This is a genomic window from Pantoea sp. PNA 14-12 (genome assembly GCF_004364735.1).
In the GTDB taxonomy this organism is placed as follows: Bacteria; Pseudomonadota; Gammaproteobacteria; order Enterobacterales; family Enterobacteriaceae; genus Pantoea; species Pantoea stewartii.
Window position 1 is genome coordinate 62,555 of the sequence record NZ_SOAJ01000006.1, and the last position, 22,548, is coordinate 85,102.

General features: G+C 53.6%; 16 protein-coding genes. 6 read left to right on the plus strand and 10 right to left on the minus strand.

Going from position 1 to position 22,548, the window contains the following annotated elements:
• Window positions 1–230: 230 nt before the first annotated feature.
• Window positions 231–563, minus strand: a complete 333-nt coding sequence (gene trxA / locus C7434_RS18830) for a thioredoxin TrxA (protein WP_006121430.1) — start codon at window positions 561–563, stop codon at window positions 231–233.
• Between the two features lie 117 nt (window positions 564–680).
• Between trxA and rhlB the strand changes: the two genes are divergently transcribed.
• Both rhlB and gppA read left to right on the plus strand, forming a co-directional pair.
• Window positions 681–1,973, plus strand: coding sequence for an ATP-dependent RNA helicase RhlB (gene rhlB / locus C7434_RS18835; protein WP_033737345.1), 1,293 nt, complete (start codon window positions 681–683; stop codon window positions 1,971–1,973).
• 7 nt (window positions 1,974–1,980) lie between these two features.
• Window positions 1,981–3,465, plus strand: a complete 1,485-nt coding sequence (gene gppA, locus C7434_RS18840) for a guanosine-5'-triphosphate,3'-diphosphate diphosphatase (RefSeq protein WP_006121428.1) — start codon at window positions 1,981–1,983, stop codon at window positions 3,463–3,465.
• A 28-nt stretch (window positions 3,466–3,493) separates the two neighbouring features.
• On the opposite strand, the gene rep is transcribed toward gppA, so the two are convergent.
• Window positions 3,494–5,515, minus strand: coding sequence for a DNA helicase Rep (rep, locus tag C7434_RS18845; protein WP_133745814.1), 2,022 nt, complete (start codon window positions 5,513–5,515; stop codon window positions 3,494–3,496).
• Between the two features lie 141 nt (window positions 5,516–5,656).
• Here rep and ppiC point away from each other — a divergent pair, with 141 nt between their 5' ends.
• The gene (gene ppiC / locus C7434_RS18850) at window positions 5,657–5,938 is read left to right on the plus strand and encodes a peptidylprolyl isomerase PpiC (RefSeq protein ID WP_039339212.1); all 282 of its coding nucleotides are present in this window, start codon (window positions 5,657–5,659) and stop codon (window positions 5,936–5,938) included.
• Here ppiC and C7434_RS18855 read toward each other — a convergent pair whose 3' ends face one another.
• Window positions 5,939–7,999 carry an AsmA family protein gene (locus C7434_RS18855; RefSeq protein WP_133745815.1) on the minus strand — a complete coding sequence of 687 codons (2,061 nt, stop codon included), beginning with the start codon at window positions 7,997–7,999 and terminating at the stop codon, window positions 5,939–5,941.
• A 63-nt stretch (window positions 8,000–8,062) separates the two neighbouring features.
• Entirely contained in the window at window positions 8,063–8,836 is a 774-nt protein-coding gene (pdeH, locus tag C7434_RS18860; protein ID WP_058701519.1) for a cyclic-guanylate-specific phosphodiesterase, read from the minus strand.
• A 268-nt stretch (window positions 8,837–9,104) separates the two neighbouring features.
• Here pdeH and C7434_RS18865 point away from each other — a divergent pair, with 268 nt between their 5' ends.
• The 3 genes from C7434_RS18865 (at window position 9,105) to C7434_RS18875 (ending at window position 11,810) form a co-directional block, all read left to right on the plus strand.
• Window positions 9,105–10,037 carry a sugar kinase gene (locus tag C7434_RS18865; protein ID WP_033737334.1) on the plus strand — a complete coding sequence of 311 codons (933 nt, stop codon included), beginning with the start codon at window positions 9,105–9,107 and terminating at the stop codon, window positions 10,035–10,037.
• Between the two features lie 65 nt (window positions 10,038–10,102).
• Window positions 10,103–10,402: a hypothetical protein gene (locus C7434_RS18870; protein ID WP_033737332.1), complete on the plus strand. Its 300-nt coding sequence runs from the start codon at window positions 10,103–10,105 to the stop codon at window positions 10,400–10,402.
• Between the two features lie 535 nt (window positions 10,403–10,937).
• Window positions 10,938–11,810: an alpha/beta hydrolase gene (locus tag C7434_RS18875; protein WP_006121422.1), complete on the plus strand. Its 873-nt coding sequence runs from the start codon at window positions 10,938–10,940 to the stop codon at window positions 11,808–11,810.
• Between the two features lie 4 nt (window positions 11,811–11,814).
• Here the strand turns inward: C7434_RS18875 and C7434_RS18880 are convergent, their stop codons facing one another.
• From C7434_RS18880 to C7434_RS18910, 6 genes are all read right to left on the minus strand, one after another.
• Window positions 11,815–13,323: a pitrilysin family protein gene (locus tag C7434_RS18880; protein ID WP_033737328.1), complete on the minus strand. Its 1,509-nt coding sequence runs from the start codon at window positions 13,321–13,323 to the stop codon at window positions 11,815–11,817.
• Between the two features lie 246 nt (window positions 13,324–13,569).
• Complete coding sequence (locus tag C7434_RS18890; protein WP_172677667.1) at window positions 13,570–14,859, minus strand: dicarboxylate/amino acid:cation symporter; 1,290 nt, start codon at window positions 14,857–14,859, stop codon at window positions 13,570–13,572.
• 215 nt (window positions 14,860–15,074) lie between these two features.
• Complete coding sequence (gene hmsP / locus C7434_RS18895) at window positions 15,075–17,084, minus strand: biofilm formation regulator HmsP (RefSeq protein ID WP_033737324.1); 2,010 nt, start codon at window positions 17,082–17,084, stop codon at window positions 15,075–15,077.
• Window positions 17,085–17,270: 186 nt separating this feature from the next.
• Window positions 17,271–18,278, minus strand: coding sequence for a glycosyl hydrolase family 8 (locus tag C7434_RS18900; protein ID WP_033737323.1), 1,008 nt, complete (start codon window positions 18,276–18,278; stop codon window positions 17,271–17,273).
• A gap of 9 nt (window positions 18,279–18,287) precedes the next feature.
• Window positions 18,288–18,734 carry a cellulose biosynthesis protein BcsD gene (gene bcsD / locus C7434_RS18905; RefSeq protein ID WP_033737321.1) on the minus strand — a complete coding sequence of 149 codons (447 nt, stop codon included), beginning with the start codon at window positions 18,732–18,734 and terminating at the stop codon, window positions 18,288–18,290.
• Window positions 18,734–22,540 (minus strand): cellulose biosynthesis protein BcsC, encoded by a 3,807-nt coding sequence (locus C7434_RS18910; protein ID WP_058701523.1) that lies wholly within the window; start codon window positions 22,538–22,540, stop codon window positions 18,734–18,736. The genes bcsD and C7434_RS18910 overlap by 1 nt, the downstream gene beginning before the upstream one ends.
• Window positions 22,541–22,548: the final 8 nt, after the last annotated feature.

The following is a 22,548-nucleotide window of genomic DNA, read 5'->3' on the forward strand; positions in this document are numbered from 1 at the left end:
TGTCTTGAATGATGACTGGAAGCGAGGAGTCGGTCGATTTAAGTCAGAGTAGAGCTAGTCGTTAGATTGCTAAACCGCTGGTAGGTACAGTGCGACAGGGTTTAACAAGGGAAAACTTTGAATGCTAACTACAAGGTATGATCATAGTGCAGTGAAAATAAGTTAGCACGCTTAAAAGCGAACGTCCAGCAGGAGGAAAAAATTTAACCACTGCCGAACGTTCAGCCCGCTTACGCCAGGTTGGCGTTCAGGAACTCTTTTAATTGACCTTTGGACAATGCGCCCACTTTCGTTGCAGCGACTTCACCGTTTTTAAACAGCAGCAGCGTCGGGATGCCACGAATGCCGTATTTCGGTGCGGTACCTGGGTTATCGTCAATATTCAGCTTAGCGATGGTCAGCTTGCCATCATACTCTTCTGCAACTTCATCAAGGATTGGGGCGATCATTTTACAAGGACCACACCATTCAGCCCAGAAATCTACCAGTATAACGCCGTCGGCTTTCAGCACGTCGGTGTCGAAACTGTCATCGGTCAGATGAACGATTTTATCGCTGCTCATGTTTTACTCCACAAGATTATGCCTGGCGAATTGGCGTAATATAAACCAATGTTGGTTGACTTTATTTCATCGGATACGCTTTCGTAAAGCGATAGTAAGCTGATATTCTACCACACTATGAGCAAAACACACTTAACTGAACAGAAGTTTTCCGACTTCGCCCTGCACCCACAGGTAGTGGAAGCCCTTGATAAAAAAGGGTTTCATAACTGCACGCCTATTCAGGCGTTAGCACTGCCATTTACGCTTTCAGGGCGTGATGTCGCAGGTCAGGCGCAAACCGGTACCGGCAAAACGATGGCGTTTTTAACGTCAACGTTTCATCATCTTCTTTCTCACCCTGCACCAGAGGGACGCCAGGTTAACCAACCACGCGCGTTAATTCTGGCACCTACGCGTGAACTTGCCGTGCAAATTCATGCGGATGCAGAACCGCTGGCGGCATCGACCGGCCTGAAACTAGGCCTGGCTTACGGTGGCGACGGCTATGACAAGCAGTTAAAAGTTCTGGAAAACGGTGTCGATATTCTGGTCGGCACCACGGGTCGCTTAATTGATTATGCGAAGCAGAATCACGTCAACCTCAGCGCCATACAGGTCATGGTGCTGGACGAAGCCGATCGCATGTTCGATCTCGGCTTTATTAAAGATATTCGCTGGTTGTTCCGCCGCATGCCACCCGCAACTCAACGCCTGAGCATGCTGTTTTCGGCCACGCTCTCGTATCGCGTGCGTGAACTGGCCTTTGAGCACATGAACAGCGCCGAATACGTCGAAGTCGAGCCGGAACAAAAAACGGGCCACCGCATTAAAGAAGAGCTTTTCTATCCTTCCAACGAAGAGAAAATGCGTTTGCTGCAAACGCTGGTGGAAGAAGAATGGCCCGATCGCGCGATTATTTTCGCCAATACGAAACATCGCTGTGAAGATATCTGGGGCCATCTGGCTGCGGACGGTCACCGTGTCGGCTTGCTGACCGGTGATGTGGCTCAGAAGAAGCGTTTACGCATTCTGGATGACTTTACCAAAGGTGACATCGATATCCTGGTAGCGACCGATGTTGCGGCACGTGGCCTGCATATTCCCGCAGTGACACATGTCTTTAACTACGATCTGCCTGATGACCGCGAGGACTACGTTCATCGCATTGGCCGTACAGGACGCGCAGGGGCAAGCGGCCACTCAATCAGCCTGGCATGCGAAGAGTACGCGTTAAATCTGCCGGGTATTGAAGAGTACATTGGTCACAGTATTCCGGTGAGCAAGTACAACAGCGATGCGCTGTTAAGTGAACTCCCGCCGCCGAAACGTCTGACGCGTAATCGTACAGGCAACGGTCAGCGTCGTGGCGGAAATAACGCCAGTCGTCGCGGTGCTCCACGTCATAACAACCGTAAACGTTCGGGTTAAGTTCACCATGCTAAGCGCATCGACACTCTATGCTGCGATTGATTTAGGATCTAACAGCTTCCACATGCTGGTAGTCAGCGAAGTGTCTGGCAGTATTCAGACTATCGCCAAAATCAAACGCAAGGTGCGCCTGGCTGCTGGCCTGGACAGCGCCAATCATTTGTCAGCTGAAGCGATGGCGCGGGGCTGGCAATGTTTGCGGCTTTTCTCGGAACAACTTCAGGATATTCCGCCTGACCAGATTCGGGTGGTGGCGACGGCTACGCTGCGTATTGCAGCAAATGCACAGGTCTTTCTGGATAAGGCTCAACAGATTCTGGGCTGCGCCGTCAATGTGATTAGCGGTGAAGAAGAAGCCCGTCTGATTTATCAAGGCGTGGCGCACACCACCGGCGGCTCCGATCAACGTCTGGTTGTCGATATCGGCGGCGGCAGTACCGAGTTAGCCACCGGTGACGGCTCCCATGCCAGCGTGCTGTTTAGTTTGCAGATGGGCTGTGTCACCTGGCTGGAACGCTTCTTTGGCGATCGTCACCTGGCGCAGGAAAATTTTGACCAGGCAGAACAGGCCGCCAAAGCCATGCTGCAGCCCATTTCGGCAGAACTGCGCAAACAGAGCTGGCAGGTTTGCGTCGGTGCATCCGGCACCGTGCAGGCGTTACAGGAAATCATGGTGGCACAGGGCATGGATGAGCGCATCACCCTGAGCAAACTCCAGCAGTTAAAGCAGCGCGCTATTCAATGTGGCAAGCTGGAAGAGCTTGAAATCGAAGGACTGACGCTGGAACGTGCGCTTGTGTTCCCCAGTGGGCTCTCAATCCTGATCGCCATTTTTCAGGAACTCAATATCGACAGCATGACGCTGGCCGGTGGTGCACTGCGCGAAGGGCTGGTGTACGGAATGCTGCACTTACCTGTTGATCGTGATATTCGCAGCCGTACTCTGCAAAATGTTCAGCGCAGGTTCAACATCGATGTGTGCCAGGCCGATCGGGTACGTCAGCTGGCTGAAAGTTTTTTTCGCCAGGTCAGCGTGGTCTGGAAACTGGATCAGCGCTGTCGGGAATTACTGCTGAGCGCCTGTGCTATCCACGAAATCGGGCTGAGCGTCGATTTCCGTCAGGCACCTCAGCATGCTGCCTACCTGGTTCGCCATCTTGATCTGCCGGGTTTTACGCCCGCGCAAAAAAAGCTGATCGCCTGCTTACTGCAAAACCAAAGCGGCAGCATCGATCTTGCGTTACTGACCCAACAAAATGCCGTACCGCCGCGTCTGGCAGAGCGCCTGTGTCGCCTGCTGCGCCTGTCGATTATCTTTTCCAGTCGCCGTCGCGATGACACCCTGCCTGCCGTACGTATGCAGGCCGATGATGAAGCGCTGAATGTCACATTGCCGGCGGGCTGGCTGGATGTACATCCGCTTCGGGCGGAACTGCTTGAACAGGAAAGTCATTACCAGTCCTATGTACACTGGCAGTTATCGCTGACCTGAGTACTTGCGGTTACGCCCGATCGGCGCATTAACCCTTTTTCGCCTTTTCCAGCATCGCCCGTAATCCGGCCACCCGACTCTGGCCGGTTTTCATTCGCTCTTCAGCACTGACCACCTTACGCTCGGTTTCCCACACCACATCATCCTGCGGCAGCTCCAGCAAAAAGCGGCTGGGCTCGGGGCGAACCAGTTCACCGTACTGACGGCGCTCACGGCATAAGGTGAACGTCAGCTCTTTCTGCGCACGGGTGATACCGACATAGGCCAGACGGCGCTCTTCTTCAACGTTATTTTCATCAATACTGCTCTGATGCGGGAGCAATCCTTCTTCCATGCCAACCAGGAAAACATAGGGGAATTCCAGCCCTTTAGACGCATGCAACGTCATCAGCTGCACCTGGTCTGACTCGTCGTCACTTTCGCCGCGCTCCATCATGTCGCGTAACGTAAACCGCGTGACGACCTGGGCCAGCGTCATCGGCTCATCCAGATCGCTCCCTTCCAGCATTTCCGTCATCCATTGAAACAGCGTATTGACGTTTTTAATGCGCATTTCAGCGGCTTTAGGGCTACCGGAGGTTTCAAACAGCCAGCTTTCATAATCGATGCCGCGAATCAAATCACGGACAGCGTTGACGGGTTCCCGCTCACTGAGCTGGATAATCTCATTGAGCCAGTGAGTGAAGCGCTGCAGATGCTCAAGACCGCGGCCGGTCAGGGTCTGCCCCAGTCCCACATCGAAGCTGGCGTTAAAAAGACTTTTACTGCGGATAGTGGCCCATTCACCCAGTTTTTGCAGCGTCGCCGGGCCAATTTCACGCCGGGGAGTATTCACAATCCGTAAAAAGGCGCTGTCATCGTCGGGGTTAGTGAGTACGCGTAAATACGCTAACAGATCTTTTATTTCTGGCCGTGAGAAAAAGGAGGTGCCACCTGAAATCCGGTAAGGGATACGGTTCTGCATCAAGAATTTTTCGAATACCCGGGACTGGTGATTCCCCCGGTACAGAATGGCGTAATCTTTATACTGCGTTTTATTGATAAAGTGATGAGCAATCAGTTCACCCGTTACCCGCTCGGCTTCGTGTTCTTCACTGTTTGCGCTCAGCACTTTCAGTTCACTACCGATACCCAGTTCAGAAAACAGGCGCTTCTCGAACACGTGCGGATTGTTGGCAATCAGGATATTGGCAGCTTTAAGGATACGCTGTGAAGATCGGTAATTCTGCTCAAGCTTCACCACTTCCAGCGTCGGGAAATCCTCATTCAGCAGGACCAGATTTTGCGGACGCGCTCCGCGCCAGGAATAGATCGACTGATCGTCATCGCCAACGACAGTAAAACGCGCTCTGGCACCCACCAGCAATTTAACCAGTTCGTACTGGCTGGTATTGGTATCCTGATATTCATCGACCAGCAGATAGCGAATACGTTGCTGCCAGCGCTCGCGCACTTCCTGATTACGCTGTAGCAGAAGGGTCGGCAACAAGATCAGGTCGTCAAAATCCAGCACATTACAGGCTTTAAGGTGCTGATCATACAGGGCATAGCAGTGCGCGAAAACGTTATCGCGCTCCGAACGGGCTAATGCCGCCGCCTTGGGCGGATCAACCAAATCATTTTTCCAGTTGGAAAGGGTGGAAATCAACTGCTGCAGTAAGGTCTTGTCCTCTTCCAGCCACTGGCTGGTCAGGTCTTTAAGCAGGGCCAGTTGATCCTGGTCGTCGAACAGGGAAAAGTTAGACTTCATTCCCAGCGCTGCATATTCGCGCTTAATAATCTCCAGTCCCAGGGTATGGAATGTCGAGATCATCAGGCCGCGCGCCTCCTTACGCCCCAGCGTTTGCGCGACGCGCTCTTTCATTTCACGTGAGGCTTTATTCGTGAACGTCACGGCCGCAATGTGGCGCGCCTGGTAACCGCACTCCCGAATCAGATGTGCGATCTTATTGGTGATAACGCGGGTTTTACCCGAGCCAGCCCCCGCCAGCACCAGACAGGGACCGGTGACAAATTCGACGGCACGTTGTTGGCTGGAGTTTAAACGCATAGGGAATCGCTCTGTTGGAATAAGATACCCGCTTCGCCTCACACGCGTGCCAACGGCATGAACGCGGTGCCGTTAACGTCTCTGCGATTTGAAAAGACGGGTTTATAATGGAGGGCAATTATACACAACAGAGACACCATCATGGCGAAAACTGCCGCGGCTTTACATATTCTGGTGAAACAGGAGGCAGAGGCGAGAGTCTTGCTGGAGAAGTTGAAAAAAGGGGAGAATTTCCAGCAGCTTGCTAAAAAACACTCCATCTGCCCTTCAGGCCGAAACGGCGGCGATCTGGGTGAATTCCGGCGGGGAAAGATGGTAGCTGCATTTGATAAAGCGGCCTTCACCTGCCCACTGTTACAACCCTTTGGGCCGGTGAAAACCGCGTTTGGTTACCACATCATCAAAGTGCTCTATCGCAACTGATTATTTTTTGCTTTTCATCTGCTGCAATATCCGGCTGCACTGATTTTCATCATTATCGCTGGGGGAAATCAGTGCCAGTAAGGCCGCCGCCGGTGCTACCACGGCACCCAGGGCAACGGCTGCCGCACCACGCGCCAGTAGTGGCCCGGTCTTCACACCGGCATCCGGATTTTTAAACGTACCACGGACGTAAAGCGGTGAGCGCAGGGTCACGATACGAATGCCTTTACTCTCTGGATTCACAGACAGGTCCAGACGTTCAGTGGCGAAATTCGCATTTCCCGTCACGTTGATGACCGCATTTTCCGTATCGAACACAAACAGGTTTGGCGTGGCCAGACCGTTTTGCAATTTCAGATCCGTTGCCGCACAGTTGATGCGCACCTCATCATCACCGAACAGCTTACCAACCAGATAGTTACCGACATTTAATCCGGCAATCTCCATCAGGTTGCGGCTAATCAGTCCGTCGTTCATTAGCAGCTTGAGTTGGCCGTTACTGGTTGCGAGCAGGTCAGCCACAGAATTGCCCGTGCCCGTCAAGCTGGCATCACCGTTAAGCTGTCCCAGACTGTTTTGCATTGCCTGTACATTGGGAAACAACTGGCGCAGGCGAAGTTTACGCGCATGAATATCCGCGCGGCCTCGCATGGGAGAGCGATCGCCTTCTAAACGAATAGTGCTGTTCAGGTTGCCCCCGGCCATGCCAAAACGCAGCGGATCGAGCAGTAGATTACCGTTATCAAGCTGCAAATGCGTGTAAAGATCGCTTAACGGCAAGGAATTACTGTGTTCGATACGTTTACCACTGAACTTCACGTCAGCATCCATCACCGACCAGTTTTTCGTATCGAATTGATCATGAGGCAAAACACGATCGGCAGGCTGTGTCGATTTTTCGCCGCGCTTTGCCTTAGCCTGTTGCGTTTTCTCACTGCCTTTGCCGGAGTCAACGCCAATAAGCGGCCCCAAATCTGCCATACGCAATTGGTCAGATCGCAGTTCCCCCACCAGTTTAGGGCGAGGTTTGCCCTGGCTGTAGGTCAGGGAGCCATGAATATCGCTATCGCCAATGTGCCCATTGAATGCCTGATAGCGGAAAACAGACCCGTCTTTACCAGTGAATTTAGCAATAAGGCGACCATCTGTTTCATAGGGCGGCGTATCCGGTAATAACACGCCCGTCAGGCCATACAGATTCGCCAGCGTGTCGCCAGAAAAACGCAAACGCACATCCAGTCCGCCCAGATTTAACGGATCCTGCACACCGCCAGAAAGCTGTACCCGTGTAGTACCGTTACGGACATCCGCCTGCACCGGGAACGGTGTCGTCTGGCTTCGCAGTGATAACATGCCGCCGAGCTTACCCTGGCCCGTGAGTTTTTCATTGTTATAGCGCCCTTCGGCCTGCCAGCCGAAAACAAAGTCGCCCGCCCCTTTTTGGCTGTCGTCTCCACCCGCGATTTGCGCGAAAGGCACAGGTTTGCCAAGCGAATTGAGTTTTACAGTGACATCAGCCTTGTTAACCGCATCGCGATAAAGCAGGGTTCCCTGATCGAACAGAATATTGTCCAGCCGAAATGACCAGGCGGAAGGCGGTGCATTGTCATCTTTGCTGTCACTTTCAGCGAGCGTAAACGTCCAGTTGTTTTTCTTGTCGGCGGTTTGAATCAACCGGGCATCCGGCTGCTGTAGCTTTATCCAGGGGATAAAGACTTGTTTGTGCAGCAGTGCCAGCGGCGCAAGCGTTGCGTCGACGCGCTGGAGATGAATCATAGTGACATCGGGAATATCAGGCGGATTGCCCAGCATGATGTCTTCGGCATGCAGATGCGGCCAGGGGATAAAACTGCGCCATCCCGGTTCGTCGCGTTGTCGTTGCCACGCGATACCCAAATCACCACGAATGGCAAAAGGTCGGTTCAGTTCTGCTGAGACTTTTTTGTTGATGGTCGGCTTCAGGCGATTCCAGTCGAATGTGGCAATGACAATGACCACGACGACGATCACCAGGACTAAAATTCCCGCTATCCAACTGACTATTTTTCCAGCGCGTGACATTAGGCATCCTCCCTGCTCTTTCACGGTCTCCGTTAAAGATAGTCGAGAGCGAGCCGGAAGGGATCAATCAAGCTGGACAGGCAGGTACGCCAGTTCCGAAAAAGGGGCGGGGCGTGAGAAAAAATATCCCTGCGCCGCAATGGCCGGAGAGGCTTTTACCTGCTCCCATTCATCCTGCGTTTCCACGCCTTCAACAATAACGCCGTTACAGTAGCGGTTAATCAGCGACAACAGCATAGGAAAGAGTGTTCGCCCTTCCCCCGATGCACACAACAAAATAAACAATTCGCGCGACAACTTGATGTAGTCGTATTTCAGCTCCGTCAGGGCAGAAAAATTTGCCATCCCTGAGCCGAAATCATCCAGCCAGAGCGGCCCCAACTCCGGCATTTGCGCCACCATCTCTTCCTGAGGCAAAACGTGGTGCTCGGTCAGTTCAAAGCGCACCCAGGGCAATCGGGTGATAAGGCTGCGAATCGGCAGATGATGTTGTATTAATGACAGAGAGGGGCCGTCAATATTGACTGATGCCATGACCTCATTATCGGCAAAGAAAGCTTCCCACTGGCTAAGCAACGTTAACTGCTCCTGCACAACGTCAAGGCGCTCTGCTACCTCCAGCTCAGCAAAATACGCTTCCGGGGAGAGTTTTTTTTCAGGTTCAGACGGATGCATGACCGCCGTCAGCAACTCAATCGCCAACAGCCGCCCAGAGACTTTGTAGATAGGCTGAAAGGTATACTGGCGTTGACACTGTCGCCAGAAGAGGCGCTTTTTCTGCTGGGGAGTGATGTCAACTGAAGAAGGTAGCCATTGACTAATATTCTCCATAACCATGGTCTTTTCCTGGTTGATAGTAAGCGCCTTCATTTGGGCGGCTTAGCGGCAATTATCGTTTGTATTTCGATACATAGTGAAAATCTGGCCACATAGGAGCCACGAGTCTACGCGAGTTTTGACACGACAATCGCCGAAACAGGGCGCGTTATCGGGTTAATTATCATGTTTTAGCGCCCTAAATTAAATTAAAACACTGTTTTAAAAAGTTGACGACAGGCCTTACAAACGCGAGACTGAAGCGAACTTTTACTACAGGCCTGAAACCATGACGCAGATAAAGATCGCTATTATTGGTGAGTGCATGATTGAGTTGTCCGAGAAGGGTGAGAACCTCAAACGCGGCTTTGGCGGTGACACGCTGAATACTGCGGTTTATCTGGCCCGGCAGGTCAGTCAACAGGATGTACGGGTTGATTATGTCACCGCACTGGGCATTGATCCCTTTAGCGCAGAGATGATGACTCGCTGGCAGGCGGAAAACGTCAATACTGCACTGATCCAGCGCCTTGAAAACAAAATGCCGGGTTTGTACATGATCCAAACCGACGATCAGGGCGAACGCTCCTTTTGGTACTGGCGCAGTGATGCGGCAGCCCGTTACTGGCTTGATGGCCCGGGTGCCGACGACATTTGCCAACAGCTTAAACATTACGACTATCTTTATCTGAGCGGAATCAGCCTGGCTATCCTGCCTGACGACAGTCGCGCCCGGCTCATGCAACTGCTCGCAGACTGTCGGGCAAACGGGGGGAAAGTGATATTTGATAATAATTACCGCCCGCGCTTGTGGAAAGATAAGGTCACTACTCGCCAGGCTTACCAGACAATGCTCGAAAACACGGATATGGCGTTCCTGACGCTGGATGACGAGCACCAGTTATGGGGCGAACAGTCTGTTGAGGACGTCATTGCCCGCGCACGTGATGCGGGCGTAAAGGAAGTCGTCATCAAACGCGGGGCAGAATCGTGCCTGATTGCGTTTGAAGACCAGCCATTGGCCGAGGTGCCTTCCGTCGCACTGCCAAAAGAAAAGATTGTCGATACCACGGCCGCCGGCGATTCATTCAGTGCGGGCTACCTGGCCAGGCGACTTGTCGGCGCGACGGCAGAAGAAGCGGCACGGCGCGGTCATCTCACCGCCAGCACAGTGATTCAGTACCGCGGTGCGATCATTCCGCGTTCGGCAATGCCGGAATGATTGCCAGTCGCTCATCACGGGGACACCGGTACAGGCAGCATGTCTGTGCCTGAAGGAAAACGGGGGTGGATACGAAGCACATTAATCTGGTCTGTCTGGTATACGCGACAGGGAAAAAGCGTCAGGCTTTTACAAAGCGAGTGGGTGTAAGACGCAGATTATTGAGCCAAATCCCCCCATCCTGTTTTTCAAAAACCGCGGTACGAAGCCCAGACGTTATCCGCAGGCAAAGGATATTCAACGATACGGTACCGTCTGCGCTCGCTGAAGGCAGCTTCAAAGGCATGGCTTTTGCCATCAAGGCAAAGGCGCAGAATGACGTCGATGCGCTAACAGCGCTGGCAGAAAACCGTGGGACACCGTAGTAAAGCCGCCAAAACTGTTCACGAAGGTAAATCAAGGGGACAGTTCCGTGATCCGGAGGGCTGTTACTGAAACGTCACCTGGACCGCCTTCTGGAAAGTTGACGGTCAGGATACGCTGACGATTAATAAGCCCCCATGAAGCGGGACGATATATTGAGCCGCAATGGCATCGTACCGTCCGGCATCCAGACATTATGTTTCCTGAAACATCACTGGGGAATAAATTCCTGCTATTTCCGTCAGGGCAACATGAAAAACCGCTCATTTAGCTTAAGTCAGCTCAGCCGTTTTAACGCCGTCGCCTCTGGCCCTCATCTGTTAACAGTTTCTAATCTTAATGCGATTTTATTCCTTTTAAATTATTAAGTTAGCCAGACAGCTTCAACGCCAGGCATAGTCCGAATCTCATGTATAAACCGCTTTTAAGTTGGACGATTACATTAAAACAGGCCATCTTTTAAACAGCGACAGCAGGATGCTGTTCTCACGGCCGCGAACAAAACAACGACAACATCTCTCGCATCAGGACACTGCTATGAATACAGAAATTATTAATATCTGGCCAAATGGTGATGCGCCAGGCGCCAGCGATTCTCGTGCTCAGCCCCAGATTGTGGATACCGCAAAAGAGTATGAACCCTACGATCGCGTAGCAACCGGTGTACGCTGCCCGGAAATGGCTATCTGGCATCCTGTTGAATCCAATGGCATCACCTTGCTGGTTGCGCCAGGGGGCGGCTACCAGCGCATCATGATTGATCGTGAAGGCAGTGCGCTGGCAACGTTCTTTACTTCGATGGGTTATACCCTGGCGGTAATGACTTATCGCCTGCCCTATGATGGACATCACGAAGGACCAGATGCACCGCTGGCCGACGCACAGCGCGCCGTGCGCGTACTACGTGAACGGGCACAGCGCGGGCTAAACGGAAAATATATTGTGATGATGGGCTTTTCTGCTGGCGGCCACGTCACCGCGAGCCTGGGTACGCGTTTCGGCGAAAAACTTTATCCCGTTCAGGACAGTGCAGAAAACCTGTCGCCTCGGCCGGATGCAATGGTTCTGGTTTATCCGGTCATCAGTATGCGCGATGGTCTGGCCCATGAAGGATCACGCACACGCTTATTAGGTGCCTGGCCCGATCAAAAAACTATTGATGCTTATTCACTCGAGACCCGGGTTCACAGTCAGGTGCCGCCTACGTTGCTGATTCATGCCGCCGATGATGATGACGTGCCAGTGAATAACAGCATGGTATTTTTTAGCGCGTTACGGGAACATAACGTCCCCGTGGAAGTGCATTTTTATCAGAAAGGCGGGCACGGCTTCGGCATTCGTGGTGTAGCGGATTTGCCCCTTGCCAGTTGGCCGATGCTGGTGACCGAATGGCTCAGGGCAAAAACCTGATCAATCAGGAGGCCGGTGGGGCAGCGTCACCTGCGGGGCTGCTCTCCGGCTGGCTGACGTCAGTGCCGCCTGACTGCGCTGCCGACGGAGCAGGTTCCCCCATCAGTTTGTCCCAGTCAGCTTTAAGGCTTTTCACATTGGTTTCTGTTTCGCCTTCCGGCTGAATCAGCACCATCATGAGTTCCTGACTGAGCTGCTGCCGTAATTCCTGATTCATCTGATCACGTGTCAGACCTGCCAGGAAATCCTGCCGCAACTTTTGATACTGTTCCGGCGCGATATCCACCACAGAATTACGTTGCGAGCGCAGGCGCTGACTGATCAGCACGTCCGTATCAGTGCGAGCATAGGTGGTAAACAGCTTATTCAGTTCCAGCAGCTTCTGAGCCATCAGCGCGTCAAACTCTTCCTGAGGCAAACCGTTATCGCGTACGGCGGCCAGCTCACGTGCCACCAGATTCATATTCTGTTCCAGGCTGTCGTTGCGCGTGTCCATATTAATGGAACACTGGGCGCGTTGATAAAGCACCCGGCAATCAAAGCCAACCTGAACGCCCTGCGCTTTGCTGTTGCTCAACGCACGTTGAACGTGCCAGAACAGCGCCTCACGCGCCAGGTCGCCCCGCCAGTAACGCTGGAGGTTTTGTGAATCACGGATAGGCTGCCAGGGTGTATCCCACACCAGAGAAAGACGGTCCTGCGCGCCGCTGCCGCTTACCAGATTCACTGGATCATGCGGTAACGGAGACAAGGTCGGCACCGGCGCAGCCGAACTGCGCTTGCCTTCCAGCGAGGAGAACGCTTTATTGATCTGCTCAGAAAAACTACGGCTGTCGACATTGCCGACCACATACAGAGTGATGGCATCCGGCGTGTACCACTGCTGATAAAAGCTTTTTAGCTGTGCGATATCCACCGGCGCGCGCGGTTTCTCTGCCGGATCGTGCGCTAATAGCGCGGACCCTTTCAGTCTGTAGCGCCACCAGACATCCTGCGTATCCGTTGGCCAGGTTTTAACCGGATCGGAAGCAGATAACGCGGTGTCCACCACCTGATTAGTGATCGCCATATCGCCAGCCGTCGCGGCCAGCCAGTTCAGGGCTTCCTTTAACAGGTCTGGACGGTTATTGGGTAAGCTTAAGTTATATTGCGTGTAATCATACGATGTGATGACGGGCGGTAACGGGCGCTGTGGATCGATGCCCTGCTGCCATAAAGCACGCTGCTGATTTGTATCCAGTGCGGTGTTATGAACCAGCGCCAGACGTGACAAAAGGTGGCTAAAACCGGTTTGCTGCGCACTTTCTACCAGTGAGCCTGTGTTAACCACCATACGCAATTCAATGCGGTCGCTTGGCCGTTGCGGTGTTGCCAACAGTTGCCAGCTAAATCCGTTGTCCAGTTTTCCCTGTTGCCAGGCTGGATCAGGTTGCAGCGTTTCAGCGGATGCACCGTAACTGGTCGCTGCCAGCACTAGTCCACCAACCAAAAGCCGAATTCTGGTGCCCTGCATGTGAACCCCTACTCAAACAATTCAAAAAATCGTTATCACTGGCACGTTTAGCCGCGTTTATAAGCGAACCGGTCATTGCCGATTCGCGCTGCCGATCATTAACAACAGGTTTGACCACAGGAAGACCGGGATGTCACGCAACGAAGTGAAAAACGTTGAAAAAAAACAAGTGGGGTTATTATCCAAATGCCCGCTGTCAGGGCAAGTGACAGCGGGCATTTGAGAGGATTAAATCACATTCAAGGATTAAATCGTGGATTCAGACGGGTCTTTTGCGCCATTTTTGCCCGCTAATGTCTCACCCAACTGTTTTTTATCCAGTTGATCAACCCATTTCGCGACCACAACGGTTGCTACGCCATTACCTACCAGGTTCGTCAGCGCACGGGCTTCTGACATAAAGCGGTCGATACCCAAAATCAGCGCCAGGCCGGCGACGGGTAAATGTCCCACTGCCGACAGTGTTGCAGCCAGAACAATAAAGCCGCTGCCTGTAACGCCCGCCGCCCCTTTAGAAGAGAGCAGTAATACCACCAGCAGGGTAACCTGATGGAAGATATCCATATGCGCATTTGTTGCCTGAGCAATGAAAACAGCCGCCATCGTCAGGTAGATAGAGGTACCGTCCAGGTTAAAGGAGTAACCTGTGGGAATGACCAGTCCCACCACGGATTTCTTACAACCCAGCCGCTCCATCTTATCCAGCATACGCGGCAGCGCCGATTCGGATGAGGACGTTCCCAGAACAATCAGCAGTTCTTCTTTAATGTAGGCAATGAATTTGAAGATGCTAAAGCCACCGAAGAGGCGGGCAATCAGCCCCAGCACAACGACGACAAACAGCACACAGGTAATATAGAAACAGATAATGAGCTGGCCAAGCTGCACCAGTGAACCTACGCCATATTTACCAATGGTAAAGGCCATGGCACCAAAGGCCCCGATAGGCGCCAGGCGCATAATCATATTGATGATGCCGAAAATGACCTTTGAGAAGCTCTCGATCACATTGAAAATCAATGTGCCCGTGTTGCCCAGACGATGCAATGCGAAGCCAAACAGCACGGCAAACAGTAATACCTGCAGGATATTGCCACTGGCGAAGGCGCCAATCACGCTACCCGGAATCACATCCAGTAAAAAGGCCACAATGCCTTGCTGCTCAGCCTGTTGCGCATAGATGGCAACCGCTTTGGCATCCAGCGTCGCAGGATCAACGTTCATTCCCGCGCCAGGTTGCACAACGTTAACGACGATCAGGCCGATAATCAGCGCAAGGGTACTGACGATTTCAAAGTAAAGCAGCGCAACCGCACCGGTGCGACCCACGGCTTTCATGCTTTCCATTCCGGCAATACCGGTAACGACTGTGCAGAAAATCACGGGGGCGATGATCATCTTGATCAGTTTAACAAAGCCATCCCCTAGCGGCTTCATCTGCGTCCCTAAATCAGGATAGAAATGGCCCAGAAGCACGCCGATGGCGATGGCGACCAGAACCTGGAAATAAAGGCTTTTAAATAGTTTCATAAACAGGTATCCACTAACGAGAGGTAATGTTGTCGGATTTTTTATTGTGACTGTCTGACAGGGCTGGCAGGTCAGGCAGTGGACAGAAAATAACACTCTGTTTACGTGATTAATACAGGGCTGCAAAGTCAGGGGAAATGATAGGCGCGTAATTCTGAACTGAAACGCTTCAGCAAGGGGTTTTGTAACTAAATTTCTCGCAAAATCAAGGAATCAGGGCGTTATTCCTCCTCCAGGGCATTATCCAGCCATTGATGAGTAAATTGCGCCAGCGGCACGGCTTCAGAATAAAGATAGCCCTGACCAATCGTGATACCGCGGGCCAGCAGCCAGTCACGCTGTTCACTGGTTTCCACCCCTTCAGCAATGACATCCAGGTCAATAATGTCAGCAATGGCCGCCACGATACGCACCATCGTGTCGTCCTCAGGCAACGCGGCAACAAAGCTGCGATCCATTTTCAGTTTGTTAACCGGTAAGGCTTTAAACTGATGCAGGTAGTTAAGATTGGAATAGCCCATCCCAAAGTCATCCAGTGCAACGGCAACGCCGGTTTTTTGCAACATCCGCAGCAGGGAAATAGCCTGCTCAGCATCGCCCATTTGCGCGGTTTCGGTAATCTCCAGCACTAATGTGCCTGGCGCAATTGAATGGCGCGCCAGCAAGGATTGCAGATGATTCACAATGCTGACATCGCGTAACTGAACGGCAGAAATATTGATACTCAGCGGGACCCTCACCCCATGGCGCTGCCAGCCAGCCAGAATGCGGCATGCTTCTTCAAATACCCAGCGGCCAATCGCTGAAATCACCCCGATTTCTTCCGCGCTGGCGATGAACTCTTCGGGTAATCCGTACCGGCCGTCCGCCTGACGCATACGCAGTAGTGCCTCCGCACCCGCCAGCCTGCCGGTGCGCATATCAATCTGGGGTTGCAAATAGAGGGCAAACTGCTCGTCGTGCAAGCCCTGTAAGATATCGTGTTCCTGAGTTAAGCGCTTTTGCGCCCGTTCGGTGAGGGCGGCATCAAAAAACAGGATCTGATTTTTGCCCTGACGACGGGCTGACATCATTGCGGAGGTCGCACGATCCAGCATCTCATTAGCCCCCGTCGTTTCATCTTCTTCGCTTAACGCCAGACCGATACTGGCATTGGGTCGCAGTTGTAGCTGATGCAGAGTGACAGGCTGATTAAGGCGAATCATCAGATTGCGGGCCAGCCGCATCGCGCGAAAGGGGTTGCTGGCTGATTTCATCAGTAAGACAAAATCACTGGTAGCAGTCTGTGCCAGCAATGTCTGATCATCAATGGTGCTGCGAATTTTCTCGGCCAGCGTCAGCATCAACGTATCGCGCTGTTCATCACTCAGTACACCATTCGCTTCCTGCAGGGTTTCGATGCGTATCACCATCACACTAAAAGCATGGCGACGAGCGCGGATAAACTGTTCCAGTAAAGCTAAAAACAGCGCCCGATTCGGCAGATCGGTGACGTCGAAATGCGTTGTTAACCGACTCATCTGATCATGAATGGACTCAAGCACCTGCTGGTTGCGGTTATAGCTGCGAATCAGCATACCGATTTCATCGTCACGGTGATCGGCTGGCACAGACAGTTTGTGGGTCAGAATCGCCTGCGGTGGCAGTTCCTGTATTTCACGGGAGATACGGCGCAGCGGATGCACCACCAACCGGTTTATACACCAGCTAATTGAAACGGACAGGATGAGTGCCAGAAGCAAATAGGTGATGATCATCGTGGAGAACGTGCTCAGAATAAACTGGTAAACACGAAATGAATTCGCCTGCAGTACCAGATAAGCCAGCGGCTTCGGTAAACCGGTATGCTCAACAGAGTAGAGCGGTAAGGTGATTTGCACCGGCAGTTCAAAGATCCTGGCGATCAGTCTGGGAACGGGTTTCTCGTTTTCGAAGTTCGCATGCAGCGCCTGGAACGCATTCGGCAGCACCACATCAGCACGCGACAAAATCCCGGCAGGTTTTAACGAATTAAGAATGCGTTCAGCCTGAGGGATGTCCGCTTTCAGCACCGCTTCAGACAGCGGCTGACGCACGGTATGCGCGATATTCTCCATCTGCTGGGCGTAGTCGATTCTGCGCTGTTGCACAAAATGAAACAGTTGGATAACGATAAAAATGCTGATGGTCACTGTCGCAATCAGCGAGACTGTCGCCATCTGTTTTATCGTCAGCGATCGGCTTACGCGCAAAAATTCACTCCCGGCTCGTGACGAGCGTAGACATCAGAAAAGAAAAGCGCGTCAAGTATATCCTATCGCAAGATGTATTTGTGGCTTAAGGGGGCGGAAGCAGACGAATCGGAATTGCGGTCACGTCAGTGACCACAAGAAAAGCGGCATGCCGGAACAGCATGCCGCAGAGCGGGCATCAGGCGCTTAGTGCTTCTCCTGCCAGGCTGTCCAGGTCAGCAACTGGAGGCTGGCAGAAAAGTAGTTCTGCCCGGGCGACAGCTTGTCGCTCAGGTAGCCGGTTTGGTTCAGCACCAAATCCCGTACCGCCAGTAAGCCGCCGTCCATATTATAAGGGGCCGCCGTATTGGCCAGAACATCAAACCAGGCTGGCGTATTCGTGCGACTATAACCTTGCCAGAGGCGCTGAAAGGGGCCCAGCGCCAGGCTTTGCGGATCGTACCACCAGATGTTGAGCGGGACGCGAATCGCGTCATAACTGAATCGGTTTGAATAGCCCACCGCTGGCGCAACGGAACCATCCGCATTCAGCGCTACCCAGTCCAGCGGCAGGTCGCTGTTGCCGAAATGCATTTTGCCCAGCAAGGCCATTCCACCGTCAATCAGCTTATTCCATACCTGTAGATGGCTACGCTGGCCAAACTCCTGCCAGGCAACAAACAGAAAATAAGACGGGTTCAGCACCACATAGCTGTTTTTGTTGAAACCCTGCGCACCGGGCATCAACACGGTGTAACCGCCGAAATTCGCCACATCCAGTTTTACAATGGCACGCTGAATGCGGTCTGATTCCTGTTGGTAATCTGCGACGTTCCACTTTTGCGCCGCACGCTGTAACGCCCAGGCAATTAACACATCGCCATCAGAAGCATTGTTTTTATCCGCTACCGGATCCTGTGCTCCGGGAATATAGCGCCAGTAGAACAGATCGTTTTGCGGATTTCGCAACGTGGTGCGCGTCCATTTCCAGAGCCGGTCAAAAGCCGCGCGGTCATCGTAAGCGACCGCCAGCAACATGCCGTAACCCTGCCCTTCGGTATGGCTGACATTATTATTTCCCGTATCAATAATGCGCCCGTCTGACTGCAGGAAGCGGCTTTTGTAGGTATCCCACCCGTTGGCCATCGCCTGAGCACTAAAAAACATCACCATAAAACAGACCAGAATTCCTGACCACACTGACTTAAGTCTCATCAGAGCACCTTATTGATATCGGAAATGCAACGTATTGCCGTCATTAAGCTCCAGCGTCACCGGTACGGCTTTACTGCCGCCCTGTCCCTGAAGCCAGCCGGAGAAAAGCCCCGCGAGAATGGCAGCAAATGCCGTCTGCCAGTCGGCGACAGGCTGATAACTGTCGCCTGCGGGTGCAGCGTGGTGCTTAATTAAGATGGCATTATCCTGTGGCTGTAACTGAACAAACCCCCAGTTGAAGCGGGCCAGTTGCAGGTTACATTCACGCTCCAGATCCTGCACGGTACGGGCTGCGGGCAACGCATAACGTGCCGCAAGTGATTCACCCATGTTATATAAAAAAGCCGTGGCCTGCTCCTGGCCCGCGTTGGCAATCATGCCTTCGACCAGAACGCTGACCAGATCAAACCAGCCAGGCTGATGTGGGTGGCTCGGCCCACTCAAAGCTTCACTCATTAGTTGTCTCCGAACAGGTAGCGGAAATAGAGCTGCGCGCTGCTTTCGTTATAATCACCAAAGGTGTCATAACCCAGTTGCCCGCCAATCGTGACATCTTTATCGATTTTATAATCGGCACCTGCATGCAGGTTGTAACCTACACCGTTTTTACTGTTGCCCTCGTAGAAGGCGCTTTTGACATGCCCGTTGGCGGCCAGCGCTTCCAGCTGTGCCTGACGGGACGGATCGTTCGGGAAGTACGCACTCTTATCCTGGCTGTAACTCTGGTAACCCAACGCGCCGCCAATATTCACCTTCAGGTCATCGAAGGTGCGCGTGAAGTCGATCGGGAAGGAGATGGACGCATAATCCTGCGGGCTAAAATAGCCACCCTGTCCGTAGCTGAAGTAGCTGAGATTTTTTGAGAAATCCATCCACGATAAACTCATACCGACTTTAAGTTCACGATCGTCAGCATGGAATGGACGAACATAGACGCCCGCATTGGCTTGCAGGTTGTTGTTACTGGCTACGTTTTCACCTACATAGCTGTAAGCGCCAGCCCCGACATACATGCCGGCGTCGCCATTATCGTAGCTCAGTAAGGCATTACCGCCGTTTTTGGTGACGTTCCCCCAACGCTTGCCGCTGGATTTATCTTCAGTCCCGACATAGGACAGCAGACTGTCAGTAATCGCACGCCGTTCCCCGGTCAGGATAAGCGTCAGGAAGTCCGTGATTTTGGGCGACCACTGCACACCACCGACCAGCGTATTCAGGTCCTGGCCCAGCGGCGTACTGCCTAAATCCACTTTGTAGCTGTCGCCCTTAAGCGCCAGGCTTAGCTCAACCCCTGAGGCCGTTTGCGAATTGGTCGAGGCCGTCGGCACGTCGTCCACTTTTGCGCCATTGGCCGCCACCACTTTGCCTTGTTCCAGCGCGTTGGTGCCGAAACGCCGCCATGCATCGCCCGCAGCGCTGCCCGCCGTCAGTGACACTGGCGTCATGGTAAAGTCGAACCGTGCGTCGCCGAACGGCACAGTTGAGAAAGTGAGTGGAGCTTTCGCTTCCGTCAGCTGACTCAGGCCCGACTCACCGTCACGTCCGCGTACCTGTACCGTGCCCTGTGCCCAGGTGCCCGTTTTTTCCTGGAGGGTTTCCATCATGGCATCAATATCATGTAACGTCTGAGCCTGCTGAGAGGGAACATTCGTCGTACTGGCCACGGTGGCATCCGGCGATGTGCCTGATGAGGCCGGCGCAACCTGCCAGGGCAATACCGTGCCATACGTCGACGGCGTGCGCCCAACAGGCGAGGTGCTGCGGTTCACAAATGGGTTGTCGGCGAGTGCCAGTCCGCCGATGGTTGGCGTGGTGCCGGGCTGCGCACCTTGCAGACCGATAATTTGTCCCCGCGCCGTTCGCAGATAACGCATGGCCTGGCTATGGTCGCCATTGGCTTCTGCCACCTGCGCGAGGAGCAACTGACGTTGCGGCGTCGGGTCGGGCGTCAGGCCACGGGCCAGTTCATTGGCACGCTGCACATCGTTTTGCGCCAGGGCAACATTGATCGCGCCAACGCGCGCGTCCTGCGACGGCGTATCCTGCGTCATTAAGTAGTCATAGACGACGCCCGCGTCTTTATTCATTTTGCCGTCCTGATAGAGACGGGCCATGGCAAACATTAAATCGCGGTTTTGTGGATCGCGCTGCAGCGCGCCAATTAACTTATCGTACGCGGCGGCGTACTGTTTCTGCTGACGCAGACGATCCACCTCGTTAATCAAATAGCCTTCACGCAAGTCGGCCAGTTGCTTAGGCGTACTGCGTGCCTGCAGCGCAGGCGTGCTCAGAAAACGTTGTGCTTCACTCTCAAGTCCGGCCTGGTTCAGCACGGCCACCTGTGCAGCATAGTCACCGGCATTGCCCTGAACACCCCGTTGCATATTGCCACGCACGACCGCTACGGCACCGGCAAGATCGCCTGCTTTTGCCAGTTTCTGTGCCAGATTTCCCGCATCAACCGGATTATCCGGCGGGTTGACGGCAAGGGCTTTTAACGTATTCGCCGCTGCCGCATCAGATCCTTGAGCCAGATACTGATCGGCCGTGGCCATTTGCAGATTAAAATTTACCCGCTGTGCCAGTTCCCGCATATCACGCGTTTGTGCACTGGCGGGAATACGGGCCAGCAATGCGCTTGCCTGCTGCCAGGCACCACTTTCGCTGGCGTTTAACGCACCGGCATAAAGCTCAGCCGTGCTGGCGCCGTCGCGCATCACTGGCTGCATCACGCTCGCTGCCTGGATTGAATCACCTTGCTGCCGATAAAGTCGCGCCAGATCAAGGCGTAACCAGCCATCCTGCGGATAGCGCTGAATGCCCTGCTGCAAGGTGGCGATAGCCGCACTGATGTTGCCCGCTGCCACCTGCCGCTTCGCCAACTGGCGAACAGGATCGACGCTGCTGCCACGCGGCGCCACACTTTGTCTGACGCTTTCTGGCAGCGAAGCCAGTAATGTATTGGCCTCCGCAGTGCGATTCTGCTGGCGTAACACATAGAACAGCCCTTCGCGCGCATTGCGGTTATCCGGATCGTTTTTTAAGATCGTGCGATAAGCCTGCTCAGCCTGCTCAGGTTGATTGCTTCGACGTAACACATCAGCGCGGAATAAGCCTGCTGCCACGCCTTTTTCGCCTTCCGCCTGAGTAAGGGGGGCGCTGATTGCCAGTGCCTGCGCACTGTCACCGTTTTTAAATGCCTGTTGGGCGTTGGCTAACTGGGCATAAAAACGCGCATCAGCAGCCTGCTTCTGCCGATCGGCGCTCTGATCGCCGCCCAGTTGTGCCGCGCGCTGCAAGTAGTCCGCCGCCTCCTGATAACGGCCTTCTCGTTGAGCCACATAACCCATGCCAGCCAGCGCATCCGCATCCTGGGGGTTCGCCTGCAGCACTTTGCCAAAACTGGTTTCTGCGCTGTTCACATCACCGCTGTTCAGCGCGCTAAAACCTGCCCCCTTCTCCGCGCCGCCGACATTTTTACGGTAATAGTCCATCACCGCAGTATCCTGGGGATGACGCTGCTGCCAGGTTTGGTAAAGCGGCGCATCTGAAGCCTGGGGCCCCAGCCATAAAAGTGCCTGGCGAAGAGAGCGATCGGCATCCTGATTGCCGCTGGCCAGTGTACTGAGCAGCTCAATCCCTTCACGTCGGGTTGAATCCTGATATGTCAGTGCTTTTCCCAGCGCCAGTCTGGCCCCCATATCCTGCGGATGCTGAGCCGAAAACTGGCGCAATGCTTCAATCGCCTGCGGCAGCAGGGCACGGTCACCCGCCATGGTCAGGTAATATTCCGCAGCAACGCTGGGGGGCGGCTCATTGCCGCTAAAGGTATTGCGCCAGGTTTGCAAGGCCGCCGCGATATTGCCACTCCGCGCCTGCTGGCGAGCCAGGGAGAGCTGTGCCTGAGGAATGCTTTGCAGCTGGCGAGCGTTATCCAGTTCAGCCAGGTGCGGATCGTTGGGCGAAACCTGGCTGAGGCGCGCACGGTACTGCATCGCGCCCGCATTATCGCCACTTTGCTGAGAATAGAGCGCCAGCAGGTAAAGTGCCTGGGTGTTATCAGGCTCCACCATTAACACTTTCTGCAGGGACGCCTTCGCCAGATCATCGTGCGCTTTTTGATGCCAGTAGGTTGCCTGATCAAATAACGCCTGCAGCGCAGGATTGCTGCTCTCCGCTGCCTGAAGCGGCAGAGATAAGGCGATTGTCCCGCCCAGCACTAACGCGCGACAGATCCCGGCACTGATTTGGTTTTTATTCATTATTATGG

Coding starts and splice junctions, on each gene's coding strand:
- C7434_RS18875 (WP_006121422.1), top strand. CDS start 10,938: ATGAATACAGAAATTATTAATATCTGGCCAAATGGTGATGCGCCAGGC.
- C7434_RS18900 (WP_033737323.1), bottom strand. CDS start 18,278: ATGAGACTTAAGTCAGTGTGGTCAGGAATTCTGGTCTGTTTTATGGTG.
- C7434_RS18910 (WP_058701523.1), bottom strand. CDS start 22,540: ATGAATAAAAACCAAATCAGTGCCGGGATCTGTCGCGCGTTAGTGCTG.
- trxA (WP_006121430.1), bottom strand. CDS start 563: ATGAGCAGCGATAAAATCGTTCATCTGACCGATGACAGTTTCGACACC.
- C7434_RS18865 (WP_033737334.1), top strand. CDS start 9,105: ATGACGCAGATAAAGATCGCTATTATTGGTGAGTGCATGATTGAGTTG.
- bcsD (WP_033737321.1), bottom strand. CDS start 18,734: ATGAGTGAAGCTTTGAGTGGGCCGAGCCACCCACATCAGCCTGGCTGG.
- gppA (WP_006121428.1), top strand. CDS start 1,981: ATGCTAAGCGCATCGACACTCTATGCTGCGATTGATTTAGGATCTAAC.
- C7434_RS18880 (WP_033737328.1), bottom strand. CDS start 13,323: ATGCAGGGCACCAGAATTCGGCTTTTGGTTGGTGGACTAGTGCTGGCA.
- rep (WP_133745814.1), bottom strand. CDS start 5,515: ATGCGTTTAAACTCCAGCCAACAACGTGCCGTCGAATTTGTCACCGGT.
- C7434_RS18855 (WP_133745815.1), bottom strand. CDS start 7,999: ATGTCACGCGCTGGAAAAATAGTCAGTTGGATAGCGGGAATTTTAGTC.
- pdeH (WP_058701519.1), bottom strand. CDS start 8,836: ATGGTTATGGAGAATATTAGTCAATGGCTACCTTCTTCAGTTGACATC.
- rhlB (WP_033737345.1), top strand. CDS start 681: ATGAGCAAAACACACTTAACTGAACAGAAGTTTTCCGACTTCGCCCTG.
- ppiC (WP_039339212.1), top strand. CDS start 5,657: ATGGCGAAAACTGCCGCGGCTTTACATATTCTGGTGAAACAGGAGGCA.